We start from the raw sequence: 25,505 nt of genomic DNA on the forward strand, positions 1-25,505 counted from the left end.
TTTTCATCTTCACGCCACACGTGTATTCTAATGACGCAAGTGGGAGAAAGCCTGGTCGCTCATCAGGCAAGCACGATGGTTGCGAGTATCCTTCCCGCCGGGATGGCGTGCATGACATCGAGGAGCAGCCCGAGGAGACACGCGGCGCATCTTGATGCGCCACAGGCGGATTGCCGTCTCCGGGATATGTCTTCCGCAGGTTAACCAGCGGGGTTATGTCAAAGTATGCCAGAACAGGGAAAACCACATCCTTCTCCACCCGGCAGCCGGCAACCGTCGGGTTTTCTTCCCCGTCTGCCCTTGCCGGGAACCATAGCGGATAACCATGTCGGTATCGCCGATATGGCGGATGCCTTCGGCGTTACCCACCGGACGCTGCATTTCTATGAGGAAAAGGGCCTTCTCTCGGCCGATAGAATGGGGCCGATGCGGGTCTACGGGCTCGACGACATCCGGCGCATGACCGTCATCAATGCCTGCCGTGAGATCGACATGCCGATCGCCGCCATCCAGGACCTGATGACAGCCCTCAGCACCGCGACCAGCCAACACGATGCAGCGCAGATCTTCGAGGATGCGTTGCATGCGCGAAAACGGGAACTCGCAGCCCAGCAATCCATCCTGCGGCGCCAGATGCAGCGAATTAGCGAACTGCTGGAATCAGCTGCCGACGGCGACAACCCCGGGCGCACCGCTCTGCCGCCCATCCATCTTTCGCCGATCGAGACAAAGTGCCTTGTATTTATGGCGGAGGGTTATCCGGCAAACCGGATTGCCACGATGATGGATATGGACCTGACGGCGGTCCTGACGCTGGAATCCGACATCATCCGCAAATTCAACGGCCACAACCGCTTCCAGGCGGTCGCCAAAGCTGTGCTGTTGGGATTTGTCTCCGCCGAATAGACGTCAGCGCACGATCGTCAGTGTCTCGGCCGCGCGCGTAATCGCGGTATAGAGCCAGCGCTCGCGCGTATCGCGAAACGCCCAGCTCTCGTCGAACAGAACCACATTGTTCCACTGCGAGCCCTGTGCCTTATGCACCGTCAGCGCGTAGCCATAGTCGAACTCGTCGTAGCGCTTGCGCGTCGTCCACGGAATTTCACCTTCAACATCTTCAAAGGCGGTTTTCAAGAGCTTGATCTTGGCTGCACCTCGATCCATGTCGTCGTCTTCCGGGCGGATCATCAGATTGATGCCGGGCTTCACCGTTTCCTTCGACGAGGTCATCACCTGCCAGAGCGAGCCGTTGAGCAGGCCCTTGGCGGGGTCGTTGCGCAGGCAGACGAGCTTGTCGCCAGACTGCGGATATTCGGTGGTAAAGCCCTTCAGTTCGCGCAGGCGCGTATTGTAGCGGCGCCGCGTCTTGTTGGTACCGACCAGAACCTGATCGGCGCCGAGCACCAGGTCCTGCGTCACCTCGTTCTTGGAGATGATCCTGGCCGTCGAGCCATAATCGCCATGCATGATCTCCTTGCCTTCACGCACATGCATGGCAAGCTGGATGATCGGATTATCGCGCGCCTGCCGATGAATGTCGGTCAGCAGATAATCCGGTTCCTCATTGGTGAAATAACCGCCACCCGAGACCGGTGGAAGCTGGCCTGGATCACCCAACACCAGGATCGGCGTGCCAAAGCTCATCAGGTCGCGGCCCAGCGCCTCATCGACCATCGAGCATTCATCGATGATGATCAGCGCCGCCTTGGCGACGGGCGACTGCCGGTTGATCGAAAACATCGGGGCGATAGAGGTCTTGCCGGTTTCTTCGTCCGACACCTCTTCCTCGCCGCGCGGCCGGTAGATCAGCGAATGAATGGTCCGGGCGTTCTTTGCACCCTTCGAGCGCAACACCTGCGCCGCCTTGCCGGTGAAGGCGGCGAAGAGAACTTCGCCTTCGACATTTTCGGCGAAATGCCGGGCAAGCGTTGTCTTTCCGGTTCCTGCATAGCCAAACAGCCGGAACAGCGGCGAACGCCCTTCCTTCAACCAGCGCGAAACGGCCTTGAGGGCCTCATCCTGTTGCGGTGCGAATTCCATGTTTGTTCTATTGCCCGATTCGGGGCTGCCTGTCGCGTCCTGCAGCGCTGATCGACGGTTCGCCGTTGCGCCGTGCGCATCACATTTTCGCTCGCAAGTGCCGGATACCACAAGAAACTCCCACACCTATCGCGTATCGCCGGGCTACAACCCGTGATAATAGTTTCTCCGCCCGCCTCCCAAGCGCTGCCTCTTCTGCAATTCGAAAGTGCCCAACGTGACGCCTGAACCTTCCGAAGACCCGTCCGCTCCCGTGGCCTCGGGTATCGGCCGCTGGTCTGCCCCGATGCAATGGGGATTCCTGCTCTTCATCTCTGCAATCCTTGCCGGCGGGCTCGAACTCACCGGCATTCCGGCAGCCCTTTTGATGGGGCCGATGGTGGCCGGCGCCATTGTTGGCATGAATGGTGGCACCATCCGGCTACCGCGCCCGGCCTTTCTCTGCGCCCAGGCGCTGATCGGCACGATGATCGCCGAAACCATCCGCCCCGGTATTCTGACGACCTTCTTTTCAAACTGGCCGCTGTTCCTCGCCATCGTGCTGTCGGTCATCGCCATGAGCACGCTCAGCGGCTTCGTCATCAGTAAGCTCAACATCCTGCCCGGCACCACAGCGATCTGGGGCTCCTCGGCAGGGGCTGCCACCTCGATGCTGGTGATGGCCGATGCCTATGGCGCCGATGTCCGGCTGGTTGCCTTCATGCAATATCTGCGTGTCGTTTTTGTCGCCGCCGCGGCCTCGATCGTCGCGCGCTATTGGGCCGGGATCGAAGGACCCGGACCCGAAATTGTCTGGTTCGGGCCAATCCACCTTGTCCCGTTCCTAGAGACGCTCGCCCTTGCCCTTGCTGGCGGCTGCCTCGGCAAATGGCTGCGCATACCGGCTGGCGTCTTTCTGGTGCCGTTCCTGCTGGGCTCGGCCCTCAGCGTCAGCGGCTTGCTGGTCATCGAAATTCCCGAATGGCTGCTGGCGCTAAGCTATGCCATGCTCGGCTGGAATATCGGGCTCGGCTTTACCCGCCCGATCCTTGCCCATGCCCGTCGCGCGCTGGTGCCGACGATCATTTCGATTCTCGTGCTAATCGGCTTTTCCGGGCTGCTGGCCTATATCCTGGTGCACGCCGCAGGCATCGATCCGCTGACGGCCTATCTTGCCACCAGCCCCGGCGGCATGGATTCGATCGCCATCATCGCCGCCTCCAGCAATGTCGACGTGCCCTTCGTGATGGCGTTGCAGACGGCCCGGTTGCTGATGATCATGGCGATAGGTCCCTCGCTTGCCCGCTTCGTCGCCTCCAAAGCAATCTCGCCGCGATAAGTTTTTGCACGAACCGGGAATAAGAAGCGGCCCTCATGTGTCTTACGTTCGAACCAGCTGAAACAGCGGTTCGTTCAGACAATTCCAGAGAGGACACATCCCATGAGATTTCTTCCGCTCGTTACCGCATTCTCCCTGATATCCGCCGTCTCCGCTTTCGCCGCCCCAGCAGTCCAGACGGTCGAAACCGGCAAGGGCAAGGTTGTCGCCGCCGAAAATGGCATGACGCTCTACACCTACAAGAAGGATGAAAAGGGCGAATCCTACTGCTATGATAAATGCGCCACCAACTGGCCGCCCTACCTCGGCGATGCATCCGCCAAGGCCGACGGCGACTATATGCTGGTCGAGCGCAAGGATGGCAAGAAACAATGGGCTCTCAAGGGCATGCCGCTCTACTTCTTCGTCAAGGACGCGAAAAAGGGCGACGCCACCGGCGACGGTGTAGGAAAGGTCTGGGATGCCGTACGCCCCTGATCAGGACACCCGTGTGAAGGGGGCACATCCCCCTTCCGCGGATACGTTCGAAAACCAGATCCTATCGCTGGTGCCGTCCTTGCGGCGCTATTCCCGCAGTCTCGCCAAATCCGATAGCGACGGCGAAGACCTGCTGCAGGATTGCGTCGAGAAAGTGCTGGTGCGCCGCAGCCAATGGCGCGGTATCAACCTGCGTGCCTGGGCATTCACCATCATGACCAATCTCTACCGCGACCGGCACCGCCGCTATGCCCAGCATCCATCCGTCGAGTTCGATGACACGCTCGGCTTGATGGCCGAGGATGTTTCTGGCGATCCACTCGAAAAGACCCGGCTGCAGAACGCGCTGAATGCACTGAGCCCGGATCATCGTTCGGTGCTGATGCTCGTCGTCGTCGAGGGTTATGGCTATCAGGATGTCGCCGACATGCTGGCGATCCCGATCGGCACCGTCATGTCCCGTCTGTCGCGCGCTCGCCGTCAGATGGCAGCACACCTAGCCGAAAACAACATCGTGGCACTGCGGAGACCGAAATGACAGACGACCACAAACCGGTCACCGAAGCTGAACTGCACGCCTATGTTGATGGTTTTCTCGACGAGGAACGCCGGCGCGAGGTAGATCTCTGGCTGAACGGCCATCCGGAGCAAGAAGCCGAGGTCCGCCAATGGCAAGTACAGGCAGCAGAGATGAAAGCTGCATTGTCAGGCTACGCGCAGGCAAGCGAAAACGACCGCAAACTCTTGAGTTCTCCGGCGGTAACATCATCGCCCTCCTGGTGGCGCAGAGGTGCCCTCATCGCCGCTTCATTGACACTCTTCCTGTCGGGCGCAGCGGCCGGTGTCTATGGCGAGAGACTGCTGGCACCCCCCGTGACGATCGAAACTGCTGCCGCACTCGACAGCCTGCCCGCTCAATCGAAAACAGCATTTCTTGTTTATGCCAGCGAAAAGCGCCACCCCGTCGAAGTCGGCGCTGATCAGGAAGACCATCTGGTCACCTGGCTCGGCAAACGGCTGGATTACAAGCTGGTTGCTCCGGACCTCAAGGGTCTTGGATTTTCGCTGGTCGGCGGCAGGCTCTTGCCCGTCAACGGCAGGGCGGGAGCGATGCTGATGTATCAGGATACGGCTGGCCAGCGCCTGACCGTTCTTCTCGGTAAAAACCCGGAAAACGCCGAAACCAGCTTCCGCTTCGAATCTGCAGGCTCTCTCGAAACCTTCTACTGGATCGACGGCAGCATCGGCTACGCCGTCACCGGCGAAGTCAGCCGCGCCAAGCTGCAGCAAATCGCCGAGGAATGTTACCGGCAGTTCGAAACCTGACGCGCTTTCAAAGAAAGGGCAGGCTGCGAAAACAGCCTGGCCTCATCAACACGGTGCCCAAATTCAGCGTTGCGGGTCGTTTTCCAAAAGGATTGGCTGGCCGTGTGGTGTCGCCTCTGCGGCCCTGTGCCAGCTTTGCGTCAGTTGCTCGAGATGGTCCGGCGAGGTGATCGACAGTTCGGTGACAAGGCGTGACAGTGCAGCCACCCAGCAATCGAAATAGTCACTGGCATCCGCGCGCCGGCCGGGCTTGTACAGTTCATGTGACAAGGCCTCGGCCCATTCGCTCCAGGAAAACACGCCCTTTTCATGCAGGCGCACCGTCATCGCAAAGGCTTCCGCCTGCCAGGGCTCCGAAAAAACCGGATCGCCTTCGTTCGATTTGGGCAGCCCCGGAGATCCGCTAAGGGTGGGTTCAAACGCGTTCAAGATAGCTCTCCCAGGCGTCAATCGACACTGTCAGCATCGGGTCTGCGCCCTCACCCCAGATTTCTTCCCCGTCGAAAACCACGGTATAGACCCATTGCGGGTTCTCGCCCTTGCCATGGGCATTGTCGTCCGGAAACACGAACGAGCCCTGCACGGCCTCGACAATACCGTGCTTGGCGCGGGCATAACGCGGCAGCCGCGTGTGGGTCTCGGGATTGAAATTCTTCGTGCGCACCCGGTCACCGGCTGCAAAGACCGGTTGGTCAGAAACCGGCCGGTCGCATTGCCCACCCTTGGCAAGCACGCCGGGCACCATGTCCGCCGTCAGGATGCGCTTCGGCTCCCTGCCCTTATCCAGCATCTGGCCTGCGGCCAGTTCGGCGGCTGAAACGAAGCCATGCCGTTTCAAAAGGGTTTCCAGGCCACGGGTCCAGATTTCATAGTAGCTGGCCGACAGGTAGGTCGCCGGTAACAAACTTTCGCGGGCATGCCGGCTCTCGTCGATATTCCAGGCGCCGAAGGCACCGCAGGAAAGCGTCAGGCCGAGCGCCCGTTTTTCCCACTCGGCATGGAAATACGGCTCGTCTTTTTCCGGCGCCACCGGTCCCATGCCATGCTGCCCACCGAGATCCTGTGCGCCGTTCATCGCACATCTCCGGACGATTTTGCCAGTCCCGTGCCGATCATCGAATCGCGTGTCACGAGATCGGCTAACGACTTCTGATCAAGACCATCGGTGCCGTCGGGACGTTCTGGAATGACGATGTAGCGCAGCTCCGCCGTCGAATCCCAAACCCGGATTTTTTGGCCCTGCGGCAGCGTCACGCCGAATTCATCAAGCACACCGCGCGGATCAATGACTGCGCGTGAGCGATAGGGCGGCGCCTTGTACCAGACGGGCGGCAGTCCAAGCACCGCCCACGGATAGCAGGAGCACAGCGTGCAGACGACAAGATTGTGGGTTTCTGGCGTATTGAACACGGCGCGCATATGCTCGCCCTGACGGCCAGTATAGCCAAGGCTCCCAATCGCCGCCGTAGCGTCTGTGCGCAGCCAGTCGGCAAAGTCCGGCTCGCTCCACGCCTTGGCGACGACGCGAGCGCCGTTGCGCGGGCCGATCTTCGTTTCATAGGTGTCGACGATCACATCGATCGCCGCCGGATCGATCAGCCCCTTCTGGGTCAGCACCGTTTCAAGCGCCTTCACCCGCGCCTGCATGGCGGAAAAATGATTGTCGTGGTGATCATGGTCGTCGTGGTCGTGATCGTGCATGCTACCCTCGAATATCGCGGTCTGGTTTCTCAGTTCGTTGCAGCCGGTGGCAGGCCGTTGCCCATGTCCCCGCGCAACAGGCTTTGGAAGGCTACGGGATCAAGCCCTCCCGGTTGTCCGAACGGATTGGAAAAAGCGAAAATGAAGAAGAGGACGACGCCTGAATAGGCGCCGAAAATCGATAGCAGAAACAGATGTGTCCGGTTCGGACGATAGACATAGAACGGGATGGAAAGAAGGCAGAGCCCGATCACCGCCGGTGCCCAGAACATCCCTTCAAAACCGCCGGCTGCCGTTTGCTCGCGGATCTCTCGAAAGCGTGCAATCGCTGCCGCCCGGTCGCGCATCCTGTTGCTGAGAAAGCGTTGACGATCGGTTTGCGGCTCCAGGTCGAGCAGGTGTTCATAAACATCGTTCCACAGCGCCCAGGCCTTCGGCGAGAGGCCCTGCCGTTTTCCCAGCATGTCCCATTCCTCGCCGACAACGGTGACGACATAACTCGCCAGCTCCTTCTGGACCGGAGCAACCACCGGGCCGCCGTAGCGGCCGGCATCATTGAACACATCCGATATCGCCACCGCTTCTTCCATCAGGTTGTTGCGAATGCCTTTGTAGTCACCGAGCGCCTGGGCATAGACCAACGCCAGGATCAAACCATGCAAGGCAGCAATCCGTACCGCAATGGTCGCCGCCGCGTCATGGGTCCGGTCGCTTTCCACTCCAGGGTTGAGACATTTTCGCGCCGCAAAATAGCTGCCGAAGACGATCACAAGCGCGCCGGCCACGAAAGCAAGTCCGTCAATGATCAAGACAACCAAGCCCGGCATGCTGGCCTCCCATCCGCCGCGAAACCGGCCGCGTTAGCGCAGCATCGGCCAAAGACTAAGAACGAGCAAGACCGCCATGGTGATATTGAACCATTTGAGCCGCACCGGTTCGGACAGCCATTGCCTGAGCGCCGAGCCGAACCCCGCCCAGGTCGAGACACTGGGAACATTGACGATCGCAAAGATGGCACCGACGATAAGCACGCTGGTGATATAGCTCTGTTCGGTCGTGTAGGTCGCCATGGCCGTCACGGCCATGACCCAGGCCTTCGGATTGATCCACTGGAATGCCGCCGCCTGCAGAAAGGTCATCGGCACCGCGCCCGCCTTGCCCTCCGACATCGTCCGCGACGTGCCGATCTTCCAGGCGATCCAGACGAGATAGGCGCCGCCAGCGAATTTCAGCGCGATGTAGAGCATCGGCACGGAATGCAGCAGCGCACCGAGGCCAAGGCCAACCGCAACCAGCAGCGACAAGAAGCCGATGCCGATGCCGAGCATATGCGGGATGGTGCGGACGAAACCGAAATTCACGCCCGATGCAAACAGCATCATATTGTTGGGCCCCGGCGTGATGGATGTGGTGAACGCAAAAAGAAACAACGCCAGAAGCGTGTCGGCCTGCATGAAGTCCTCCCGATATTTAGGTCAGGATAATTGACCTATCTCCAAAGACCACCCGAAACTTGTCAGGGTGACAAGAACAGGACCCCTTCGCGACAGAGTTTTTGACATTGGGCCTTTGCCCAACCACGATACGCCTTAAATGAGACATCGACCATTCCTACGGTTGGTCCGACATGCCGCCGAAAGAGGATACCGATGCAAGACACCATTCCCACCACATCCCTCCCTTCGGGCACGTCCATCCCCGTGATCGGCCAGGGCACCTGGCATATGGGCGAGCGCAAGGCGAGCGCCGCCGAGGAAGCCAAGTGCTTGCGCCACGGGCTTGATCTCGGCATGACGCTGATCGATACCGCTGAAATGTATGCCGATGGCGGTGCCGAGCGGATTGTCGGCGAAGCTATCAAGGGCCGCAGGAATGACGCCTTCATCGTCAGCAAGGTGCTGCCCACCAATGCCAGCCGCAACGGTACAATCAAGGCCTGCGAAGCCAGCCTGAAGCGGCTCGGCACCGATCATATCGATCTCTATCTCCTGCATTGGCGCGGCCGCTACCGTCTGGCGGAAACGGTCGAAGCCTTCGAGGCGTTGCGCCAGGCCGGCAAGATCGGTGCCTGGGGTGTCTCCAATTTCGATGCCGACGATATGGAGGAGCTTCTCAATGTGCCCGACGGGGGCAACGTCGCCGCCAACCAGGTGCTCTACAATCTCGCCCGCCGCGGCATCGAATATGACCTCCTGAAGGACAATCAGGCGCGCGGCATACCGCTCATGGCCTATTCGCCGCTCGACGAAGGCCGGCTGATGCGCCATCCCGACCTCATCCACATCGCCAAGGCCCATCAGGCAACGGTCGCACAGGTCGCCCTTGCCTTCCTGATCCGCAACCCCGGTGTCATCGTCATCCCCAAGACCGCAATGCCGGAACGCGTGCGCGAAAACCGGGCAACCGTCGAGGTCCAGCTGACCACGGAGGATCTGGCAATCCTCGACCAAGCCTTCCCGCCACCGGGCAGAAAAATGCCGCTGGAAATGATATGAGCGGATGTCTTTGTGACATGAAAAAGGGCGCCAATGGCGCCCTTTTTCATTCAAATCTGCCGCTAGCTCACATCCCCTGCGGGCCGCGGTTCATCGCTGCGATGCCGGTGCGGCAGACTTCGAGAACGCCGAGCGGCTTCAGGATCGCCACGAACTGATCGATCTTGGAGGATTTTCCCGTGATTTCCAGAATGAAGTGCTCAAGCGTCGCGTCGATCACCTTGGCATGGAAGGCGTCGGCAAGACGCAGGGTCTCGGCCCGGCTTTCGCCCTGGCCCGAAACCTTGACCAGCGCCACTTCGCGCTCGATCGGCCGGTCGTGGCCAAGTTCGGCGGCCCGTACCGTCAGATCGACGACGCGGTGAACCGGAACGATGCGCTCCAGCTGTGCCTTGATCTGCTCCAGCACATGCGGCGTGCCGCGCGTGACGATGGTGATGCGTGACAGGTGCGACTGATGCTCGGTTTCGGAAACCGTCAGGCTTTCGATATTATAGCCCCGGCCGGAAAACAGGCCGATGACGCGGGCAAGCACGCCCGGCTCGTTGTCGACGAGAACCGAAAGCGTGTGGTTTTCCGCCTTCTCGGTTTCCTTGGCGATGAAATAGGCGGAGCCGGTCGGCTGAAGATGTGCGTTCATGATCGTGTCCTTTTCCTATTCCATCAAACCAGTGCGCGGCCCTTGGCATCAATCGCATTGGCGACCGCTTCGTCCGTGGCTTCGTCCGGCAGCAACATCTCGTTATGCGCCTTGCCCGATGGAATCATCGGGAAGCAGTTGGCGAGATTGGCGACGCGGCAATCGAAGATCACCGGTGCCGGACTGTCGATCATCTGCTGGATGGCAGCATCCAGATGAGCCGGCTTGTCGCAGCGGATGCCGACGCCGCCATAGGCCTCAGCCAGCTTGACGAAATCAGGCATGGCTTCGGTGTAGGAGTTGGACAGGCGGTTGCCATGCAGCAGTTGCTGCCATTGACGGACCATGCCCATGTATTGGTTGTTGAGGATGAAGATCTTGACCGGCAGATTATGCTGCACGGCGCAAGACATTTCCTGAATGCACATCTGGATCGACGCATCGCCGGCAATGTCGATGACGAGGGCATCGGGATGGGCGACCTGAACGCCGATCGCCGCAGGGAAGCCGTAGCCCATGGTGCCGAGGCCGCCCGAAGTCATCCAGCGGTTGGGATGCTCGAAACCATAGAACTGCGCCGCCCACATCTGGTGCTGGCCAACTTCGGTGGTGATGTAAGTGTCGCGATGCTTGGTCAGCTCATACAGGCGCTGGATGGCATATTGCGGCATGATGACATCGTCGTTCATCTTGTAGGCGAGCGAGTTGCGGCCGCGCCAGTGAACGATGCTTTCCCACCATTCGGTCATGCGCGCCTTGTCGGCATCCTTAGCCGAGGCGCGCCAGACGCGAACCATGTCTTCCAGAACATTGCCGATATCGCCGATGATCGGAACATCGACGCGTACGGTCTTGTTGATCGATGACGGATCGATGTCGATGTGGATCTTCTTGGAATTCGGCGAAAAGGCATTCAGGCGGCCGGTGATGCGGTCGTCGAAGCGGGCGCCGATGCAGACCATGACGTCGCAATCGTGCATGGCCATGTTGGCCTCGTAAGTGCCATGCATGCCCAGCATGCCCAGCCAGTTCTTGCCCGATGCCGGATAGGCGCCCAGTCCCATCAGCGTCGACGTGATCGGGAAATTGGTCAGCTCGACCAGTTCGCGCAGCAGCTTGGATGCTTCCGGGCCGGAGTTGATGACGCCACCACCGGAATAGATGACCGGGCGGCGCGCGCCCTTCATCATCTCGATCGCCTGCTCGATCTGGCGCATGTCGCCCTGCAGCTTCGGCTGATAGCTTTTCTGGACCTTAGAGGCCGAAGGCGGCGTGTAGGTGCCGGTGGCGAACTGAACGTCCTTCGGAATATCGACGACAACCGGGCCGGGACGGCCGGACTGGGCGATGCGGAACGCCTCATGGATGATACTGGCCAGTTCGTTGACGTCCTTGACCAGCCAATTGTGCTTGGTGCAGGGCCGTGTGATGCCGACAGTGTCGCATTCCTGGAAAGCGTCGGAACCGATCAGCGACGTCGGAACCTGGCCGGTTAAGCAAACCAGCGGAATTGAGTCCATCAGAGCATCCTGCAGCGGCGTCACTGCATTGGTTGCCCCCGGACCGGAAGTGACCAGCATGACGCCGACCTTGCCGGTCGAGCGCGCGTAACCTTCGGCCATATGGCCGGCGCCCTGCTCGTGGCGGACGAGGATATGCTGGATATCGTCCTGCTGAAAGATTTCGTCATAGATTGGCAGAACGGCACCACCCGGATAACCGAAAATATGCTCCACACCATTGTCCCTCAGTGCCTGAAGAACAATTTCCGCCCCTGTCATCTGGTTTGCTTCCGTCTGGTTGTCTGTACCGCTCATTGGCCTGTTTCCGTCCATGTTCGCGTTTTGGCTGTATCGTGTTTGAAGGCATAAAAAAAGGCCCCTTGAGGGCCTGGTGTTTTGCGCATGGGTGGCTATCGCCGGATGGTTACACCATCCTGCCCATGCGCCGTCCCACCACAAGAATAACTACGATATTGTTCATGGGCGCGATTGATAAACAGAAATGCACATTCCGTCAACGCCTTTCCCAAAAACAACCATAGCGCGCTTAATTCAACAAAACACGTCCAAGTCCAAGAAACAACTTGTTAAATCGCTTCCGGTAATATGACGTATTCGTGGCCAGAGGTTTCCTATTGCTAAACAATGAGCTCCATTCTTCGATCAGCGCCGGAGAGCAGGAACGACGCGACACCCTGAAACGGGGCAACCGTTTTCTCGGCCGCGTCGTTGCGTGCAGCGGTTCGCGGGCGACGATCGCAGCCATTGCCGAAAACGGCGAAACCTCGCTGACCGAATTGTGGTCCGTCGGCAGGCTGATTTCCATCACGGTGGGTGAAAACCGCGTCGTCGCTCTGGTCTATTCGATGCAGACCGCCACCAATGAATGGGGCGAAGAACTCGACAACACGTTCCGCATCGAAGTGGAGCTGATGGGCGAAGTCCATGTGAGCCCGAACGGCCGCGAGGAATTCTCCGCCGGCATTACCCAGTACCCCTATCTCGGCGCCATTGCCCATCGGATCCGCTCTGCCGATCTTGCCCGCATTTACGATACCGGCAAGGAGGACACCTGCGTCATCGGCAAGCTGACCCAGGATGAAAGCCTCGACGCCGCCATCCATGTGCCCTCAATGCTATCGAAGCATTTTGCCATTGTCGGCACCACCGGCGTCGGCAAATCCACCGCCGTCAGCCTGCTGCTGCACAAGGCCATCGCCTCGGATCCGAAGCTGCGCGTGCTGATCCTTGATCCGCACAACGAATTCGCCGCCGCCTTTCCCGACATCGCTGTGGTCATCGACACCGATAATCTCGACCTGCCTTTCTGGCTAATGAAGCTTGAGGAATTCGCCGAGGTTGTTTTCCGTGGCCGGCCGCCGGTTCCCGAAGAGCTCGATATCCTGCGTGATGTCATTCCGGAAGCAAAGCGGGCCTTCAAGGGCTCGGCGGATTCCGGTCTCGCACGCCGCACCAGCGAGAAAAGCTCGATCACCGCCGATACGCCGGTGCCCTACCGCATGGCTGACCTGCTGGCGATGATCGACGAACGCATCGGGCGCCTGGAAGGCCGCAACGACAAGCCGCACCTGCGGTCGCTGAAGGTCAAGGTGATCGGCGCGATCAACGATCCGCGCTACAATTTCATGTTCTCTTCGAACACCATCACCGATACGATTCTGGAGACGATCGCCAAGATCTTCCGGATTCCCGGCGAAGGCCGGCCGATCACGACGTTCCAACTCGCCGGCATTCCGTCCGAGGTCGTCAACTCGGTCGCCTCAGTACTTTGCCGCATGGCGTTTGAAATCGCGCTGTGGAGCAATGGCGGCGTTCATATGCTGGTCGTTTGTGAAGAAGCGCACCGCTATGTCCCGGCCGATGCCAGCCTCGGTTTCATTCCGACCCGTCAGGCCATCGCCCGCATCGCCAAGGAAGGCCGCAAATATGGCGTCTCGCTGGGGATCATCACCCAGCGCCCGGGAGAGCTCGACCCGACTATCCTGTCGCAGTGCTCGACGGTGTTTGCGATGCGACTGTCCAACGACCGCGACCAGGAAATCATTCGTTCGGCGATCCCCAACTCGTCGATTTCGACCACCAGCTTCATTTCCTCGATCGGTAATGGCGAGGCGATTGCCTTTGGCGAGGCCGTGGCGGTGCCGATGCGCATGCGTTTTACCCGCATCGAGGAAAAAAACCTGCCGAAGGCGAACGGCATCGGCGTCAAGATCACGGATGAAACACCGGACACTGTGGATCTGCGCAATGTCGTGTCGCGGATGCGCGCCATGAGCGGCCCGGACATTTCCAGTTTCCAGAATGCCTATACGGCAAGCATTGGCGAACAGGACCAGGATGCCGTCCCGGTGGATGACGATCTTCGCGACATCCGTGCCTTTAACGCTGACCTCGCTGCAGACCAAGAAGCGGCGGCGTCCCAACCCTACAATCCTGCCATGCTGCCACGCAACGAACCGCCCAATCCCCAACTTGAACGGTTCAACCAGATCCGCAGCCAGCTATTGTCGGACGAACCGGCAACGCCGCGTTCTGATCCCTATCGAACACCGCCGCGTCCCACGCCGAGTTTCGCACAGCCCAACCCGGACACACCACGGCCATCGCTGCGCGAAAGCCTGCTGAAAAAGCCGTTGAGCAGCATCATCCGCAAGTAAGACCGGATACCTGCAGCCTTATACGCCTGCGGGATCCCAACGCAGCCAGCTGTCGTCCAGCTGATTGCGAAACCATGTCATCTGCCGCTTGGCATATTGCCGCGTCGCAGCCGACGACGTTTCGATCACCTCTGCCTTGCTCATCGTTCCTGCCAGCATGTCGGCAATTTGAGGCACGCCGATCGCCTTCATCGCCGGCATTTCCGGCTTGAGGTCAAGCGACAGAAGAGCCTTCACCTCCTCGAAAGCGCCACTTTCCAGCATTCCGGCAAAGCGCCGGTCGATCCGCTGGCGCAGCACCGGCCGTTCCGGCAGTACGACGATTTTCATGGCACGATTGGGATCAATGGCGACAGGTCCCTGCCGCGCCTGAAAGATGCGGATGGACTGGCCGGTCGCCTCGAATATTTCCAGCGCGCGCGCGATACGCTGCCCGTCGCCCGGCCGCAGGATTGCAGCGGTTTCCGGATCCTTGTCCTCAAGGCTCGCATGCAAAGTTTCGGCCCCCTCGGCCAGCAAGCGGCTCCGCACCGCGTCACGGATCGGTGCAGGCACCGGCGGCATATCCGACAGCCCGCCGGTCAGCGCCTTGAAATAGAGCCCGGTACCCCCGACAAACACAGCAATGCGCCCTTCACTGCGGACCGTCTCCAGTACGGCCACCGCGTCACGGAACCATTCACCGGTCGAGTAGTGCTGCGATGCCGGGACATGGCCATAGAGATGATGCACAACGCCCTGCATGTCTGCCTCGGACGGGCGCGCGGTCAGCACATGCAAGGTGTCATAGACCTGCATGCTGTCGGCATTAACAACGACGCCATTGTGCTGTTTCGCCAGCGCCACGGCGAGAGCGGACTTGCCGCTGGCAGTCGGCCCGGTTATCAGGATTGCATCCTGTCCAATCTCAAGGTTTTTCATCATGGCCTTCGTTGCCACGCTTGTTGCCAATCCGTCAAATCCCGTCCTAACCGCAGCGCTCGCCGAAGAGGCCGCAGCCGCAGTCGACGCATCCGGCCTCTATTGGCTGGCCGACGGTGTTGCCTGCGATATCGCACTGAAGGACGGCGCCAATCCGGACTGGCAGGAAGCGCTGCTGCGCGGCGTCATCGGCGATGCCCCCATCGATGTCATCGTCCAGAACGCCGAGACGCGCCGCAAGAAACTGCTGATCGCCGATATGGATTCCACCATGATCGGTCAGGAATGCATCGACGAGCTTGCCGCCGAAGTCGGACTGAAGGATAAGGTCGCCGCGATCACCGCCCGGGCGATGAACGACGAGATCGCATTTGAGCCGGCCCTGACCGAGCGCGTCGCCCTGCTCAAGGGCCTGCCGCTCAGCGTCGTCGGCGACGTCATCGAAAAACGCATCACGCTGACCCCCGGCGGCCCTGAACTGGTCGCGACCATGAAGGCAAAGGGCTACTACACGGCCCTGGTCTCCGGCGGTTTTACCGTCTTCACCGGCCCGATCGCCGCGACACTCGGCTTCGATGAAAACCGCGCCAATATTCTGCTGGAAAAAGACGGCCATCTGACCGGCGCTGTCGCCGAACCGATCCTTGGCAAGCAGGCCAAGGTCGATGCGCTTGTCGAGATCACCACGCGGCTCGGCATTTCGAGCGCAGACGCCCTTGCTGTCGGCGATGGCGCCAACGATCTCGGCATGCTGCATCTGGCCGGCGCCGGTGTTGCGCTGCATGCCAAGCCCATGGTCTCGGCGCAGGTCAAGATCCGCATCGATCACGCCGACCTCACAGCCCTTCTCTACATCCAGGGCTACCGCAAGACGGATTTCGTCCGATGATCATTCTGGAGACAGAGCGCCTGCGCATCCGCAACTGGCTGGAGACGGACCGGTCCCTGTTTGCAGAGATCAATGCCGATCCGAAGGTGATGGAGTTCTTTCCACGCCGACGTTCGCGTGAAGAGGCAGATGCGCTTATGGATGAAGCGCAGCGCCGGATCAGCGAAACCGGACTTGGTTTTTTCGCGTTGGCGTTGAAGGGGACCGATGAACCGATCGGTTTTCTCGGCCTCGCCCGAACCGACCTTGAGCCCTTCCTGCCGGATGGCACGGTGGAAATCGGCTGGCGGCTCGCCGTCCGCTTCTGGCGCCAGGGGTTTGTGACCGAGGCTGGGCAAGCGATGCTCCGGCATGGCTTCGAACAGCACGCCCTTCAAGAAATCGTCTCCTTCGCCGTGGAGAACAATGCGCGCTCGACGGCAGTGATGACACGCATCGGCCTGCGCCGCGATCCCTCCCGCGACTTCCAGCACCCCCGCGTGCCGGAGACGACGCCGCATCTCAAGCAACATGTCGTCTATGCGCTCAGCCGTGAGGAATGGCAGACACGATAAAGGCGGACTTTTCAGCCCGCCTTTCAATGCGTCATCGCCTGCGGGCGAAAACTATTCCATGCGCACCGTGACAAATCGCAGTTCGCCGGTCTTGTTGGCGATCATCAACAGTGCGTTACGCCGGCCGTCCGCCTTCAGTTCCTCGATTCGTGCCGATACATCCTCCGGCGTCTTCATCGCCTCCTGGCCGATCTCGACGATCACATCGCCAGTTTCGATCCGCCGTTCGGCGGCAGCCGATTGCGGCTGGACCTCGGCGATGACGACGCCTTCGACGTCATCGGAAATTCCATAGGTCTTGCGGCTATCGGCATCGAGCACGGCAAGCTTCATGCCGAGCACCACATCGGATGCCGGCAGTTCGGCAGCCGGCGGCTCGGCCTGATCGGTGCCTTCCCCGGCCTCCGGAGGCTTTGCCGCTTCGGCTTCGGCCAGGTTCTCACCATCTTCCAAACGCCCAAGCGTCACCTTGACGGACATCTCCTTGCCATCGCGCACGATCACGACATCGACGGCCTTACCGACGGGGCTTTCCGCCACCACACGCGGCAGATCGCGCATCTCGACGACATCACGGCCATCGAACTTGAGGATCACGTCGCCCGTCTTGATTGCACCGCCATCGACCGGACCGCCCTTGATGATCCCAGCCACGAGCGCACCCTTCGGCGTGTCCATCTTCAGGCTCTCGGCAATATCGCCCGTCACCGGCTGAATGCGCACGCCAAGCCAGCCGCGATGGGTTTCGCCGAATTCCCTGAGCTGGGAGATGACGTTGGCGGCAAGTTCCGTCGGAACAGAAAAGCCGATGCCGATCGAGCCGCCGGTGGGCGAAATGATCGCCGTGTTGATGCCGATGACCTCACCCTTCATGTTGAAGAGCGGGCCGCCGGAATTGCCCTTGTTGATCGCAGCATCGGTCTGGATGAAATTGTCATAGGGACCGGCATTGATGTTACGGCCACGCGCCGAAATGATGCCAACCGTCACCGTACCGCCGAGACCGAATGGGTTGCCGATCGCCATCACCCAGTCGCCGATCCGCATCTGCCGGGAATCACCGATCGGAACGGCGGTCAAAGGCTTCTTCGGCTCGACCTTCAACACAGCAAGATCGGTCTTGGTATCGGTGCCGATCAGCTTGGCCTTGAGCTTGGTGCCATTGGCGAAATTGATCTCGATATCGTCGGCACCCTCGATCACGTGATTGTTGGTGACGATGATGCCTGAAGGATCGATGACGAAGCCGGAACCAAGCGAATCGACGGTGCGCTGACGGCTACCGCCCTCGCCGCCCTTGCCCTTGAAAAACTCATCGAAGAAATCCTGGAACGGAGACCCCTCCGGTACCTGTGGCATCGGCGCCTGGTCGTCGTTCTTTACCTTCTGCGAGGTCGAGATATTGACGACCGCGTCGAGGAGTCCGGCAGCAAGATCGGCAACCGATTCCGGGCCCTGCTGGGTCGGCAGAGGTGCCTTGGTCTGGGCATGCGCCACGGAGAGCACCGGCACGGAATTCATCAGCAGAGCAGCACTTGCAGCAAGCGTCACAGACAGGAAGAAGGAAGCGCGGATGGACAAGCCCATGGGGTCCTCTCGATTTGGGAAGGCAGGCCGCGATAAAACGACCGGCAAAAAGTGTTCGTCATACGGACGGTCACAGCTGCGAGGTTGGCTCTGCGTCAACCTCTATGCCGTGCAGGGTGGCGTAGAATCTGTTCGAAGATAAGGCGGATTTGGGACGCGTCCAGTCATCTTTTCGTCAGCGTCTCAAGGGCAGCGACACCCAGCCGTCAATTCATCAGTTCGTGACCGTGCGCCTTCAACGCTGCCACGGCCTTGTCGAGGTCGGAGCCGATGATGAAGATGTAATCCGTGCTGAAGGTGGAATTGGCGAAGATGCCCACACCGGCTTCGGAAAGCGGGTTCAGCACAGAGGCAAGAATGCCTGGAATATCGAGGGTGAAATGCTGTTCGATACGGAAGCAGCGCCAGCCGCCCGACGACTGGATATTCGAGGGAATGCGTGCCGCACGGCACACAAGCGTCATCTCCTCGCGCGAACTTGAGACGGCCCAGAAGCCTGCTCCCGGCAGCCAGTCCGGCAGCGGCGTTCCGATGTTGAGCCTTGTGATCGCATATTCTGCGTCCACCAATCGAATGAGCAATTTATGTGTCATGTCCTATCCTCGCACTATCCAGACAAGTGCGACGCCGATGACGACGGAAACGAGCCCGAACAGCCGTAACTGTTGCTCTGGTATATGGGGCAAACGCTTTGCCATTTCCACCAAAACCAAAGGGGCCAGTGCGTACACTAGCCCCTCGATGATCAGGAAAAAAGCAATTCCCGTCAGAAAGTCACTCATTTCACTGATCAGTTTCCTGCAGCGGGCCGAGTGGCAGATGGAGCCGGTGCACCATCCGAACTGTTGAAATAACGGAAGAATTCCGAATCTGGCGACAGGACCAGCGTCGTGTCAGGGCTGCCGATTGCCTGATCGTAAGCTGCCATCGAGCGATAGAACTCGAAGAACTTCGGATCACGGGCAAAAGCATCGGCAAACACGTCCGTCCGTTCGGCTTCGCCTTCACCACGCAGGATTTCCGAATCACGCTGCGCTTCGGCAACGAACTCGACAACCTGACGGTCGGCAACGGCGCGGCGGGTCTGGCCCTTTTCGTTACCACGGGCGCGGATCAGTTCGGCTTCCGCCAGACGTTCCGCCTTCATCCGCTCGAAAGTCTGCTGCGAGACTTCCTGCGTCAGATCGGTGCGCTGGATGCGGACATCCTCGATGTTGAGGCCGAGTGATTCGGCGTCGGTCTTCAGGTCGGCCCTAACTTCGCGCATCATCGATGCACGCTCTTCGGAGAGCGCCGATTCAAAGCCACGCAGACCGTAGACCCGGCGCAACGAAGCGTCGAGACGGGTGCGAAGACGTGATTCGGCCGAAGCACGATCACCGGATACCGTTTCGCGGAAACGGCGGGCATCGGCGATCTTGTAGACGACGAAAGCATCGACTTCATAGAATTTGCCGCCGGAGACCTGGACGCGGATGTTGTCGAGGTCGAAGCGCAGAGCCTGCTTTTCGACATACTGAACCCGATCGGCATCCATGAAGGCGAATGGCAGCTTGAAGTATAGGCCTGGCTCGGTCTTGACGTCCTTGATCTGACCGAAGCGCACGACGATTGCCTGCTGACGCTGGTTGACGATGAACACCGAAGAATAGACGGCCATCAGCACGAGTGCCAGGCCAATGAGGATATAGGGAAGACGATTGGTCATTACTGAGCCCCTCCCGACTGCGCGGGCTTGACGATTTCATTGAGCGGCAGATAGGGCAGCACGCCCTGGCCGTTCTTTTCGTCGAGAATGACCTTCTTGGACTTACCGAGAACGCTCTGCATTGTTTCGAGATAGAGCCGCTTGCGCGTCACATCGGGGGCCTTGGCATAGGCGTCATAGACCGAGATGAAGCGCTGCGCCTCACCCTGTGCTTCCTTGACGACACGATCCTTGTAGGCGGCCGCTTCTTCGCGCAACTGGGCTGCCTGACCACGGGCCTTACCGAGCACTTGGTTGGCATACTGGTTGGCTTCTTCGACGAAGCGGTCTTCATCCTGCTCGGCACGCTGTACTTCGTCGAACGCATCAGCCACTTCGCGCGGCGGTGCTGCGTCTTCGATCGCGACCGTGTTGACGGATACGCCGGCACCATAGGCGTCCATAGTCGCCTGGATCGTCGTCTTCACGTCGGCAGCAATTGCCTGACGGTTATCGCGGAAGATGTCCTGTGCAGGACGACGGCCGACGACTTCGCGCATCGCGCTTTCGGCTACCTGCTGCAGCGTGTCGGACGGATCCTCGACGTTGAAGAGATAGGCCTTCGGATCGGTCACGGAAAACAGCACGGAGAACTGGACATTGACGATGTTCTGGTCGCCAGACAGCATCAGGCCGCTTCCGGCCTGATCGCCAACACCTGCCCTGTTGCCGATATTCTGCTGCTGCTCGGTGATCTTGACCATTTCGACCGTTTCAAGCGGCCAGAAATGATAGTGCAGACCCGGCATGGAAATCTCGTCCTTCGGCTTGCCGAAACGCATTTCGACGCCGCGCTCGTCCGGCTGGACGGTGTAGATCGAGTTCATCAGGACAAAGCCAACGATCAGGAGGCCGATGATGGCAACGACACCGCCGTTAAAACCACCCGGAACCACGCTTTTCAGCTGGTCCTGACCCCGGCGGAAGATTTCCTCAAGATCCGGGGGACCGCCATTGCCACGGCCACCACCGCCGCCGCCACGCGGCCGGTTTGGCCCCTGGCCCCAGGGACCCTTGTTATCACCGCCGCCGCCGCCCCAAGGACCACCGCCGCCGCCGTTCTGATTGCTCCAGGGCATTCATACCTCTTCTATAGAAAAAATTCCGAGATCAATGCCCCGCGGACGTACCGCGAGCCATGATGTGAACCCGTTATAGGTATGTCCAGAACCGCTTTCAACGCGATGCATCCAACTTCACCGTAAATCCGGCAAAATAGTTAGCATTGCTCAGCTTTTCCGCCGCCAGGTTGAGAAATGCATAACATGACTGTCCTTCTCGCCCTGCGGCAGGGGTTCATCGACGATCTTTTCGAAAACAGCGCTATCGATCGCGGGAAACCGGGTATCGCCCTCGACCTCGGCCGCAACCGTGGTCACATGCAGCAGATCGGCCCGGCCAATGGCCTGACGGTAAATTTCGCCGCCGCCGATCACGCAGACCTCATCGACACCAAGCTCAGCCGCCAACTTGCGCGCTTCAACCAATGCCGCGTCCAGCGATTGAACGGCGATTGCCCCTTCCGCTATGAAATGCGCGTCCCGGCTGATGACAATGCTGGGGCGGCCCGGAAGCGGGCGCCCGATCGAGGCCCATGTCTTTCGCCCCATGATCACCGGCTTTCCAAGCGTCAGCGCCTTGAAACGCTTGAGGTCGCTGGGCAGATGCCATGGAAGGCCACCGTCCCTGCCGATCACGCCATTGGCGGACACCGCGACGACAATGCTTACTTTCGGTTCAGTCATGAAATCCATCCGGTTTGACGTCGAGCGCGCGGGCACGGGCAAGCGCCGGGCGTTCAATCATCGACTGCACATATTGATCGACCACCGGACTGTCCGGCAGCAGCTTGCGCATCCATGTCAGTGCGCTGACCAGCAGCAGATCGACGGCGCTGACCGCGTTGCCCAGCAGAAATGGCTGCTTCGTCAGCGTCTCGACTACATGCATGCACATGTCCTCGTACACTTTCAAAAGGGCAGGATTTCCGGCAGCAACACCGGACAGGAAGGCACTTCCGGACGGCTCTATCACGCCGGCATAATAGGCAAGCCACGACAGATAGGCGCCACGCTCCGGATGTCCCGGCGGACGGCCGAGTTCCGACTGCGGATAAAGTTCGACCAGATATTGGGTGACGGCAGCAGATTCGGTGACCAGCGCGCCATTGTGCAAAAGTGCAGGAACCTGTTTGTGCGGATGCGGATTGTTGTCATCCGGCCCGCCCGAGCCATCCCAGCGGCGAATGGAGACATAGCGGATCTCATATTCCGCCCCCAGTTCCTCAAGCAGCCAGATGATGCGCGATGAGCGCGACCGTGGCGCATGGATCAACGTCAGCATGGGGTCCTCCTCGACCGTTCAACCTCAGGTCATCCTGTGCCGCGACAGTGTCATCATTGCGGTTACACCGCAACCGGCGCCTTGATATGTGAATCGGGTTGGTAGCCGACGAGTTCAAAGTCTTCAAAACGAAAGGAAAACAGGTCCTTCACATCGGGATTGATGACCATCTTCGGCAGAGCCTTCGGCGTGCGGGCCAGCTGCTCGCGCACCTGGTCGAAATGATTGTGATAGATATGCGTATCGCCGAACGTATGGACGAAGTCACCGGGCTGAAGTCCGCAGACCTGCGCCACCATCAGGGTCAAAAGCGCATAGGAGGCGATATTGAAAGGCACGCCGAGGAAGACATCGCCGGAACGCTGATAGAGCTGGCAGGACAGTTTTCCATCGGACACATAGAACTGGAACAGGCAGTGGCAGGGCGGCAACGCCATCTCGTCGATCAGCGCCGGGTTCCAGGCAGAAACGATATGCCGGCGCGAGTTCGGGTTTTTCTTCAGTCCCTCGACAAGGGCGACGATCTGATCGAGATGACGGCCATCATGGGTCGGCCAGGAGCGCCACTGATAACCGTAGACCGGCCCGAGATCACCGTTGGCGTCGGCCCATTCGTCCCAGATATGGACGCCGTTTTCCTTGAGGTAGGCGACATTGGTATCGCCTTTCAGGAACCACAGCAGTTCATGGATGATCGACTTGAGATGCAATTTCTTCGTGGTCAGGACCGGAAACCCATCGGCCAGATCAAAACGCATCTGATGGCCAAAAACAGACCGTGTACCGGTGCCGGTGCGGTCACCACGGTCCGAGCCGGACTCCATCACATGACGCAAGAGGTCGAGATATTGTTTCATAGGGTCCGCCGCCGATTCGTTTTGCGGTAAAATAGGCGCAAGACGGCGGCGAACCAATCGGTAAATCCCGGGTTTCCCCAGGCTCAATGATTAAAGCGTCGCGAGCTTGCCCAGGTGTTTTGCCACCAGGTAGTAGAAGGTCACGCGGGATTTTGAACGGTCGCCGGCCATTGTCTTGGCAACGGCGTCAACGGCTGCGTCGGCGTCCGGTCCGGTGACGCCAAGCTTCTTGCCGCACCATTTTTCCTTGACCCTGTCGAGTTCTGTCGGATCGGAAGCGGAGACGAGCGAGGAATCCTTATTACGCAATGCGATGCCCAGATGCTTTACGATCTTGTTCACAATCGCTTCGTCGGCGGCGCTATCGTATTTTTTCACATCTGCGAGATAATCCGTCATGGTGTCTCCTCACACGGTTTGGCTTCATGCCGCACACCTTTCGTGATGAAAGATGTGCAACAGGAGTTTTTTCACGCTTGGCGAGCATGTCAAGAGCCATCCGGCCCGGATCCGTGAGAAGCGCCAATTGTATTTTCGAAATGGCCCTTTTCTTGGCGCAGTTTAGGACCTATATGACAGTTGCCGTCTTCGGACGGATATGGCGATAAACAGGCGATGAAATAAACCTATTGGACCCGGGGGCGGTACCCGGCGCCTCCACCAAAAACCGGTCAGACATGGCAACCATGTCACGAATGACAGACCGGCTTTTGATGGGGGCGAAATAGGATCGACAAGGGCGTAAAGATCGACTTTTTGCTCGGCATTGTACCACCGTTATCGGGCTAAAATTGTAGTTGCAAACGACAACTATGCGGAAGCTCGTCTCGCTGCTTAATCGCAGTGTGACACTTCAAATCAAGTCCTTGCGGTTCGCACCGTAAGGCGGGGTTCGGAGGTACCTGGCAACAGAAACCTCCACTTCTCTCCCCCCATGCACAACCCTTCCCCCATAGACGCCGCCTTCTCGGTTGCCTTGAAATGGTCTATAGATGATGCAAATGACTCGTATGTCAGGACTTTCCTGCGTACAGAGCAAATGGCATAAGTGTGACAGAGTTGAGTTACAAGAAAGACGGGGATCTTATGGGCCAAGACCATATCCGCTACGACATTCTGGCGCAGGATGCGCTTCGCAGCGTCATTCGCAAGGTCCTGATTGAAGTCGCAGCCACCGGTGCCCTTCCCGGCGACCATCATTTCTTCATCACGTTTCTGACCGGCGCACCCGGCGTGCGGATTTCCCAGCACCTGAAGGCAAAATATGCCGAGCAGATGACAATCGTTGTGCAGCATCAGTTCTGGGAGCTGAAGGTCACCGAAACGCTGTTCGAAATAGGCCTGTCCTTCTCCGATACACCGGAAAAACTGGTGATCCCGTTCAACGCCATTCGCGGGTTTTATGATCCGTCCGTCAACTTCGAGCTTGAGTTCGATGTTGCGGCCTTCGACGAGGAAGAAACCGCCGAAATCACCGCCTATCCGATCTCCGCAGTGGAAAAGTCCGACGATCAGGACACCGAAGCCAAGGCCGGTGACAATGGCAAGACCGGCGAGGACGGCAAGAAGGAGGGCGGCTCGGTGGTTTCACTGGATTCCTTCCGCAAGAAGAACTGAAAACCCAACCGCAGACAGGCACATCATGACCGGCGACGTCGTCAATCTCCGTCAGTTCCGCAAGCAGAAGGCGCGGACGGAGAAAGACAGCACGGCAGACCAGAACCGCATTTCCTTCGGGCGGACAAAAGCCGAAAAACAGCTCACCCGAACGCTCAACGACAAGGCCAGCAAAGCGCTGGACCAGGGAAAGCGCGAGACGTCGGCTGAGCCGGAAGATGGGAACTAGCAGCCCCATCTGCAAAGCCAATAATTCAATTTAAAATCAACAGATAAGCCAGACTTCCGGAATCACTTTCAGACACAGGTGATTCATTTTCTGAGGCGCATTGTGATCCGCAAGCATTCGGCGACGCTGCATGGCCACCGCACCAGTTTTTCGCTGGAGGAACCATTCTGGCAGGAGCTGAAAGCGATCGCCGATTACCGCCAGATCGCGCTGGCGCAGCTCATTGCCGAAATCGACGACGGGCGGCCAGCCGACAGCAATCTCTCCTCGGCGCTCAGGGTCTACGTTCTGACCTGGATCAAAGCCAGCAAGACCTGAGACCCTCCTCGGACCCATCGAGTACCGCCTTTGCTTATCCGTGGCGTTTAACAAGCTGACGAGAAAGTCATTTTCTGAGCAGCTGGTCGATCATTTGGAAACTGTGCGGTTGTCAAATCTCCCATCATCCCTGTGCTCGTCACGGCGATCCAACCAGCCCAAGTCCTTGGGCTGAAAGGGCCTTTTGACCCGACAGACGTCGGGTCGCTGGATCCCGCCACCAGGGCGAGGACGACGGAAAGTGGAGTGCCGCTTTCACCAGACAA

The 25,505-nt window shown here is 59.3% G+C and carries 30 protein-coding genes and 1 other RNA gene; 13 read left to right on the plus strand and 18 right to left on the minus strand.

Annotated elements, in window-relative coordinates; translation table 11 throughout:
- Positions 1–225 precede the first annotated feature (225 nt).
- Positions 226–906, plus strand: coding sequence for a MerR family transcriptional regulator (locus ACQY8Q_RS25195; protein ID WP_428429199.1), 681 nt, complete (start codon positions 226–228; stop codon positions 904–906).
- Positions 907–909: 3 nt separating this feature from the next.
- Here ACQY8Q_RS25195 and ACQY8Q_RS25200 read toward each other — a convergent pair whose 3' ends face one another.
- Positions 910–2,040 (minus strand): ATP-dependent DNA helicase, encoded by a 1,131-nt coding sequence (locus ACQY8Q_RS25200; protein WP_428429200.1) that lies wholly within the window; start codon positions 2,038–2,040, stop codon positions 910–912.
- A 217-nt stretch (positions 2,041–2,257) separates the two neighbouring features.
- Between ACQY8Q_RS25200 and ACQY8Q_RS25205 the strand changes: the two genes are divergently transcribed.
- The 4 genes from ACQY8Q_RS25205 (at position 2,258) to ACQY8Q_RS25220 (ending at position 5,161) form a co-directional block, all read left to right on the plus strand.
- Entirely contained in the window at positions 2,258–3,358 is a 1,101-nt protein-coding gene (locus ACQY8Q_RS25205) for an AbrB family transcriptional regulator (RefSeq protein WP_428429201.1), read from the plus strand.
- Positions 3,359–3,460: 102 nt separating this feature from the next.
- Positions 3,461–3,835 (plus strand): COG4315 family predicted lipoprotein, encoded by a 375-nt coding sequence (locus ACQY8Q_RS25210; protein WP_428429202.1) that lies wholly within the window; start codon positions 3,461–3,463, stop codon positions 3,833–3,835.
- On the plus strand, positions 3,819–4,373 hold the full coding sequence (locus tag ACQY8Q_RS25215; RefSeq protein WP_428429203.1) for an RNA polymerase sigma factor: 555 nt from the start codon (positions 3,819–3,821) through the stop codon (positions 4,371–4,373). Before ACQY8Q_RS25210 ends, ACQY8Q_RS25215 begins: the two co-directional genes overlap by 17 nt.
- Positions 4,370–5,161 (plus strand): anti-sigma factor family protein, encoded by a 792-nt coding sequence (locus tag ACQY8Q_RS25220; RefSeq protein WP_428429204.1) that lies wholly within the window; start codon positions 4,370–4,372, stop codon positions 5,159–5,161. The genes ACQY8Q_RS25215 and ACQY8Q_RS25220 overlap by 4 nt, the downstream gene beginning before the upstream one ends.
- Before the next feature lie 63 nt (positions 5,162–5,224).
- Here ACQY8Q_RS25220 and ACQY8Q_RS25225 read toward each other — a convergent pair whose 3' ends face one another.
- From ACQY8Q_RS25225 to ACQY8Q_RS25245, 5 genes are read right to left on the minus strand one after another with little or no spacing between them, the layout of a single operon-like run.
- On the minus strand, positions 5,225–5,590 hold the full coding sequence (locus ACQY8Q_RS25225) for a nitrile hydratase accessory protein (RefSeq protein ID WP_428429205.1): 366 nt from the start codon (positions 5,588–5,590) through the stop codon (positions 5,225–5,227).
- On the minus strand, positions 5,577–6,236 hold the full coding sequence (nthB, locus tag ACQY8Q_RS25230; protein ID WP_428429206.1) for a nitrile hydratase subunit beta: 660 nt from the start codon (positions 6,234–6,236) through the stop codon (positions 5,577–5,579). The genes ACQY8Q_RS25225 and nthB overlap by 14 nt, the downstream gene beginning before the upstream one ends.
- The gene (gene nthA / locus ACQY8Q_RS25235) at positions 6,233–6,862 is read right to left on the minus strand and encodes a nitrile hydratase subunit alpha (protein WP_428429208.1); all 630 of its coding nucleotides are present in this window, start codon (positions 6,860–6,862) and stop codon (positions 6,233–6,235) included. Before nthA ends, nthB begins: the two co-directional genes overlap by 4 nt.
- A gap of 29 nt (positions 6,863–6,891) precedes the next feature.
- Positions 6,892–7,689: a hypothetical protein gene (locus ACQY8Q_RS25240; protein WP_428429209.1), complete on the minus strand. Its 798-nt coding sequence runs from the start codon at positions 7,687–7,689 to the stop codon at positions 6,892–6,894.
- A gap of 33 nt (positions 7,690–7,722) precedes the next feature.
- A complete protein-coding gene (locus tag ACQY8Q_RS25245; RefSeq protein WP_428429211.1) occupies positions 7,723–8,316 on the minus strand; it encodes a LysE family translocator in 594 nt (197 codons plus the stop codon).
- A gap of 195 nt (positions 8,317–8,511) precedes the next feature.
- Here ACQY8Q_RS25245 and ACQY8Q_RS25250 point away from each other — a divergent pair, with 195 nt between their 5' ends.
- A complete protein-coding gene (locus ACQY8Q_RS25250) occupies positions 8,512–9,357 on the plus strand; it encodes an aldo/keto reductase (protein WP_428429213.1) in 846 nt (281 codons plus the stop codon).
- A gap of 67 nt (positions 9,358–9,424) precedes the next feature.
- Here the strand turns inward: ACQY8Q_RS25250 and ilvN are convergent, their stop codons facing one another.
- Together ilvN and ACQY8Q_RS25260 are read right to left on the minus strand one after the other, a co-directional pair.
- Positions 9,425–9,997 (minus strand): acetolactate synthase small subunit, encoded by a 573-nt coding sequence (gene ilvN, locus ACQY8Q_RS25255; protein ID WP_113316728.1) that lies wholly within the window; start codon positions 9,995–9,997, stop codon positions 9,425–9,427.
- Positions 9,998–10,020: 23 nt separating this feature from the next.
- Entirely contained in the window at positions 10,021–11,814 is a 1,794-nt protein-coding gene (locus ACQY8Q_RS25260; protein WP_428429214.1) for an acetolactate synthase 3 large subunit, read from the minus strand.
- Positions 11,815–12,134: 320 nt separating this feature from the next.
- On the opposite strand from ACQY8Q_RS25260, the gene ACQY8Q_RS25265 reads away from it, so the two are divergent.
- Complete coding sequence (locus ACQY8Q_RS25265) at positions 12,135–14,177, plus strand: ATP-binding protein (RefSeq protein ID WP_428429871.1); 2,043 nt, start codon at positions 12,135–12,137, stop codon at positions 14,175–14,177.
- Positions 14,178–14,195: 18 nt separating this feature from the next.
- Here the strand turns inward: ACQY8Q_RS25265 and miaA are convergent, their stop codons facing one another.
- Positions 14,196–15,098, minus strand: coding sequence for a tRNA (adenosine(37)-N6)-dimethylallyltransferase MiaA (gene miaA / locus ACQY8Q_RS25270; protein WP_428429215.1), 903 nt, complete (start codon positions 15,096–15,098; stop codon positions 14,196–14,198).
- 1 nt (position 15,099) lies between these two features.
- Between miaA and serB the strand changes: the two genes are divergently transcribed.
- Both serB and ACQY8Q_RS25280 read left to right on the plus strand, forming a co-directional pair.
- On the plus strand, positions 15,100–15,987 hold the full coding sequence (gene serB / locus ACQY8Q_RS25275; protein ID WP_428429216.1) for a phosphoserine phosphatase SerB: 888 nt from the start codon (positions 15,100–15,102) through the stop codon (positions 15,985–15,987).
- A complete protein-coding gene (locus tag ACQY8Q_RS25280) occupies positions 15,984–16,541 on the plus strand; it encodes a GNAT family N-acetyltransferase (protein ID WP_428429218.1) in 558 nt (185 codons plus the stop codon). The genes serB and ACQY8Q_RS25280 overlap by 4 nt, the downstream gene beginning before the upstream one ends.
- Positions 16,542–16,592: 51 nt before the next feature.
- Here ACQY8Q_RS25280 and ACQY8Q_RS25285 read toward each other — a convergent pair whose 3' ends face one another.
- The 9 genes from ACQY8Q_RS25285 to ACQY8Q_RS25325 form a co-directional block, all read right to left on the minus strand.
- Positions 16,593–18,128, minus strand: coding sequence for a DegQ family serine endoprotease (locus tag ACQY8Q_RS25285; RefSeq protein ID WP_428429219.1), 1,536 nt, complete (start codon positions 18,126–18,128; stop codon positions 16,593–16,595).
- A 206-nt stretch (positions 18,129–18,334) separates the two neighbouring features.
- A complete protein-coding gene (locus ACQY8Q_RS25290; RefSeq protein ID WP_113243280.1) occupies positions 18,335–18,721 on the minus strand; it encodes an ACT domain-containing protein in 387 nt (128 codons plus the stop codon).
- 3 nt (positions 18,722–18,724) lie between these two features.
- Positions 18,725–18,910: a DUF2065 domain-containing protein gene (locus ACQY8Q_RS25295; RefSeq protein ID WP_113243281.1), complete on the minus strand. Its 186-nt coding sequence runs from the start codon at positions 18,908–18,910 to the stop codon at positions 18,725–18,727.
- Between the two features lie 8 nt (positions 18,911–18,918).
- The gene (gene hflC, locus ACQY8Q_RS25300) at positions 18,919–19,836 is read right to left on the minus strand and encodes a protease modulator HflC (RefSeq protein ID WP_428429220.1); all 918 of its coding nucleotides are present in this window, start codon (positions 19,834–19,836) and stop codon (positions 18,919–18,921) included.
- Positions 19,836–20,954, minus strand: a complete 1,119-nt coding sequence (hflK, locus tag ACQY8Q_RS25305; protein ID WP_113243283.1) for an FtsH protease activity modulator HflK — start codon at positions 20,952–20,954, stop codon at positions 19,836–19,838. Before hflK ends, hflC begins: the two co-directional genes overlap by 1 nt.
- Before the next feature lie 150 nt (positions 20,955–21,104).
- Positions 21,105–21,620 (minus strand): dihydrofolate reductase, encoded by a 516-nt coding sequence (locus ACQY8Q_RS25310; protein WP_428429221.1) that lies wholly within the window; start codon positions 21,618–21,620, stop codon positions 21,105–21,107.
- Positions 21,613–22,218, minus strand: a complete 606-nt coding sequence (locus ACQY8Q_RS25315) for a glutathione S-transferase family protein (protein ID WP_428429222.1) — start codon at positions 22,216–22,218, stop codon at positions 21,613–21,615. The genes ACQY8Q_RS25310 and ACQY8Q_RS25315 overlap by 8 nt, the downstream gene beginning before the upstream one ends.
- Before the next feature lie 62 nt (positions 22,219–22,280).
- Positions 22,281–23,075, minus strand: coding sequence for a thymidylate synthase (locus tag ACQY8Q_RS25320; RefSeq protein WP_428429224.1), 795 nt, complete (start codon positions 23,073–23,075; stop codon positions 22,281–22,283).
- Between the two features lie 90 nt (positions 23,076–23,165).
- Positions 23,166–23,474, minus strand: a complete 309-nt coding sequence (locus ACQY8Q_RS25325) for a DUF2853 family protein (RefSeq protein ID WP_113243287.1) — start codon at positions 23,472–23,474, stop codon at positions 23,166–23,168.
- A gap of 143 nt (positions 23,475–23,617) precedes the next feature.
- Between ACQY8Q_RS25325 and ssrA the strand changes: the two genes are divergently transcribed.
- The 4 genes from ssrA (at position 23,618) to ACQY8Q_RS25345 (ending at position 25,239) form a co-directional block, all read left to right on the plus strand.
- Positions 23,618–23,998, plus strand: a transfer-messenger RNA (tmRNA) gene (gene ssrA / locus ACQY8Q_RS25330).
- A 163-nt stretch (positions 23,999–24,161) separates the two neighbouring features.
- Complete coding sequence (locus ACQY8Q_RS25335) at positions 24,162–24,692, plus strand: SspB family protein (protein WP_428429225.1); 531 nt, start codon at positions 24,162–24,164, stop codon at positions 24,690–24,692.
- 25 nt (positions 24,693–24,717) lie between these two features.
- Positions 24,718–24,921, plus strand: coding sequence for a DUF4169 family protein (locus ACQY8Q_RS25340; protein ID WP_428429226.1), 204 nt, complete (start codon positions 24,718–24,720; stop codon positions 24,919–24,921).
- 102 nt (positions 24,922–25,023) lie between these two features.
- Positions 25,024–25,239 carry a ribbon-helix-helix domain-containing protein gene (locus ACQY8Q_RS25345; RefSeq protein WP_428429227.1) on the plus strand — a complete coding sequence of 72 codons (216 nt, stop codon included), beginning with the start codon at positions 25,024–25,026 and terminating at the stop codon, positions 25,237–25,239.
- Positions 25,240–25,505 lie beyond the last annotated feature (266 nt).

The sequence above is a fragment of the Pararhizobium sp. genome (assembly GCF_965279435.1).
Classification (GTDB): Bacteria; Pseudomonadota; Alphaproteobacteria; order Rhizobiales; family Rhizobiaceae; genus Pararhizobium.

What these genes read in the sequence shown, in the direction of transcription:
- ACQY8Q_RS25195 (WP_428429199.1), top strand. Translation starts at nt 226, where the DNA reads ATGCCAGAACAGGGAAAACCACATCCTTCTCCACCCGGCAGCCGGCAA.
- ACQY8Q_RS25200 (WP_428429200.1), bottom strand. Translation starts at nt 2,040, where the DNA reads ATGGAATTCGCACCGCAACAGGATGAGGCCCTCAAGGCCGTTTCGCGC.
- ACQY8Q_RS25210 (WP_428429202.1), top strand. Translation starts at nt 3,461, where the DNA reads ATGAGATTTCTTCCGCTCGTTACCGCATTCTCCCTGATATCCGCCGTC.
- ACQY8Q_RS25215 (WP_428429203.1), top strand. Translation starts at nt 3,819, where the DNA reads ATGCCGTACGCCCCTGATCAGGACACCCGTGTGAAGGGGGCACATCCC.
- ACQY8Q_RS25220 (WP_428429204.1), top strand. Translation starts at nt 4,370, where the DNA reads ATGACAGACGACCACAAACCGGTCACCGAAGCTGAACTGCACGCCTAT.
- nthB (WP_428429206.1), bottom strand. Translation starts at nt 6,236, where the DNA reads ATGAACGGCGCACAGGATCTCGGTGGGCAGCATGGCATGGGACCGGTG.
- nthA (WP_428429208.1), bottom strand. Translation starts at nt 6,862, where the DNA reads ATGCACGATCACGACCACGACGACCATGATCACCACGACAATCATTTT.
- ACQY8Q_RS25240 (WP_428429209.1), bottom strand. Translation starts at nt 7,689, where the DNA reads ATGCCGGGCTTGGTTGTCTTGATCATTGACGGACTTGCTTTCGTGGCC.
- ACQY8Q_RS25245 (WP_428429211.1), bottom strand. Translation starts at nt 8,316, where the DNA reads ATGCAGGCCGACACGCTTCTGGCGTTGTTTCTTTTTGCGTTCACCACA.
- ACQY8Q_RS25250 (WP_428429213.1), top strand. Translation starts at nt 8,512, where the DNA reads ATGCAAGACACCATTCCCACCACATCCCTCCCTTCGGGCACGTCCATC.
- ilvN (WP_113316728.1), bottom strand. Translation starts at nt 9,997, where the DNA reads ATGAACGCACATCTTCAGCCGACCGGCTCCGCCTATTTCATCGCCAAG.
- ACQY8Q_RS25260 (WP_428429214.1), bottom strand. Translation starts at nt 11,814, where the DNA reads ATGAGCGGTACAGACAACCAGACGGAAGCAAACCAGATGACAGGGGCG.
- miaA (WP_428429215.1), bottom strand. Translation starts at nt 15,098, where the DNA reads ATGAAAAACCTTGAGATTGGACAGGATGCAATCCTGATAACCGGGCCG.
- serB (WP_428429216.1), top strand. Translation starts at nt 15,100, where the DNA reads ATGGCCTTCGTTGCCACGCTTGTTGCCAATCCGTCAAATCCCGTCCTA.
- ACQY8Q_RS25280 (WP_428429218.1), top strand. Translation starts at nt 15,984, where the DNA reads ATGATCATTCTGGAGACAGAGCGCCTGCGCATCCGCAACTGGCTGGAG.
- ACQY8Q_RS25285 (WP_428429219.1), bottom strand. Translation starts at nt 18,128, where the DNA reads ATGGGCTTGTCCATCCGCGCTTCCTTCTTCCTGTCTGTGACGCTTGCT.
- ACQY8Q_RS25290 (WP_113243280.1), bottom strand. Translation starts at nt 18,721, where the DNA reads ATGACACATAAATTGCTCATTCGATTGGTGGACGCAGAATATGCGATC.
- ACQY8Q_RS25295 (WP_113243281.1), bottom strand. Translation starts at nt 18,910, where the DNA reads ATGAGTGACTTTCTGACGGGAATTGCTTTTTTCCTGATCATCGAGGGG.
- hflC (WP_428429220.1), bottom strand. Translation starts at nt 19,836, where the DNA reads ATGACCAATCGTCTTCCCTATATCCTCATTGGCCTGGCACTCGTGCTG.
- hflK (WP_113243283.1), bottom strand. Translation starts at nt 20,954, where the DNA reads ATGCCCTGGAGCAATCAGAACGGCGGCGGCGGTGGTCCTTGGGGCGGC.
- ACQY8Q_RS25310 (WP_428429221.1), bottom strand. Translation starts at nt 21,620, where the DNA reads ATGACTGAACCGAAAGTAAGCATTGTCGTCGCGGTGTCCGCCAATGGC.
- ACQY8Q_RS25315 (WP_428429222.1), bottom strand. Translation starts at nt 22,218, where the DNA reads ATGCTGACGTTGATCCATGCGCCACGGTCGCGCTCATCGCGCATCATC.
- ACQY8Q_RS25320 (WP_428429224.1), bottom strand. Translation starts at nt 23,075, where the DNA reads ATGAAACAATATCTCGACCTCTTGCGTCATGTGATGGAGTCCGGCTCG.
- ACQY8Q_RS25325 (WP_113243287.1), bottom strand. Translation starts at nt 23,474, where the DNA reads ATGACGGATTATCTCGCAGATGTGAAAAAATACGATAGCGCCGCCGAC.
- ACQY8Q_RS25335 (WP_428429225.1), top strand. Translation starts at nt 24,162, where the DNA reads ATGGGCCAAGACCATATCCGCTACGACATTCTGGCGCAGGATGCGCTT.
- ACQY8Q_RS25340 (WP_428429226.1), top strand. Translation starts at nt 24,718, where the DNA reads ATGACCGGCGACGTCGTCAATCTCCGTCAGTTCCGCAAGCAGAAGGCG.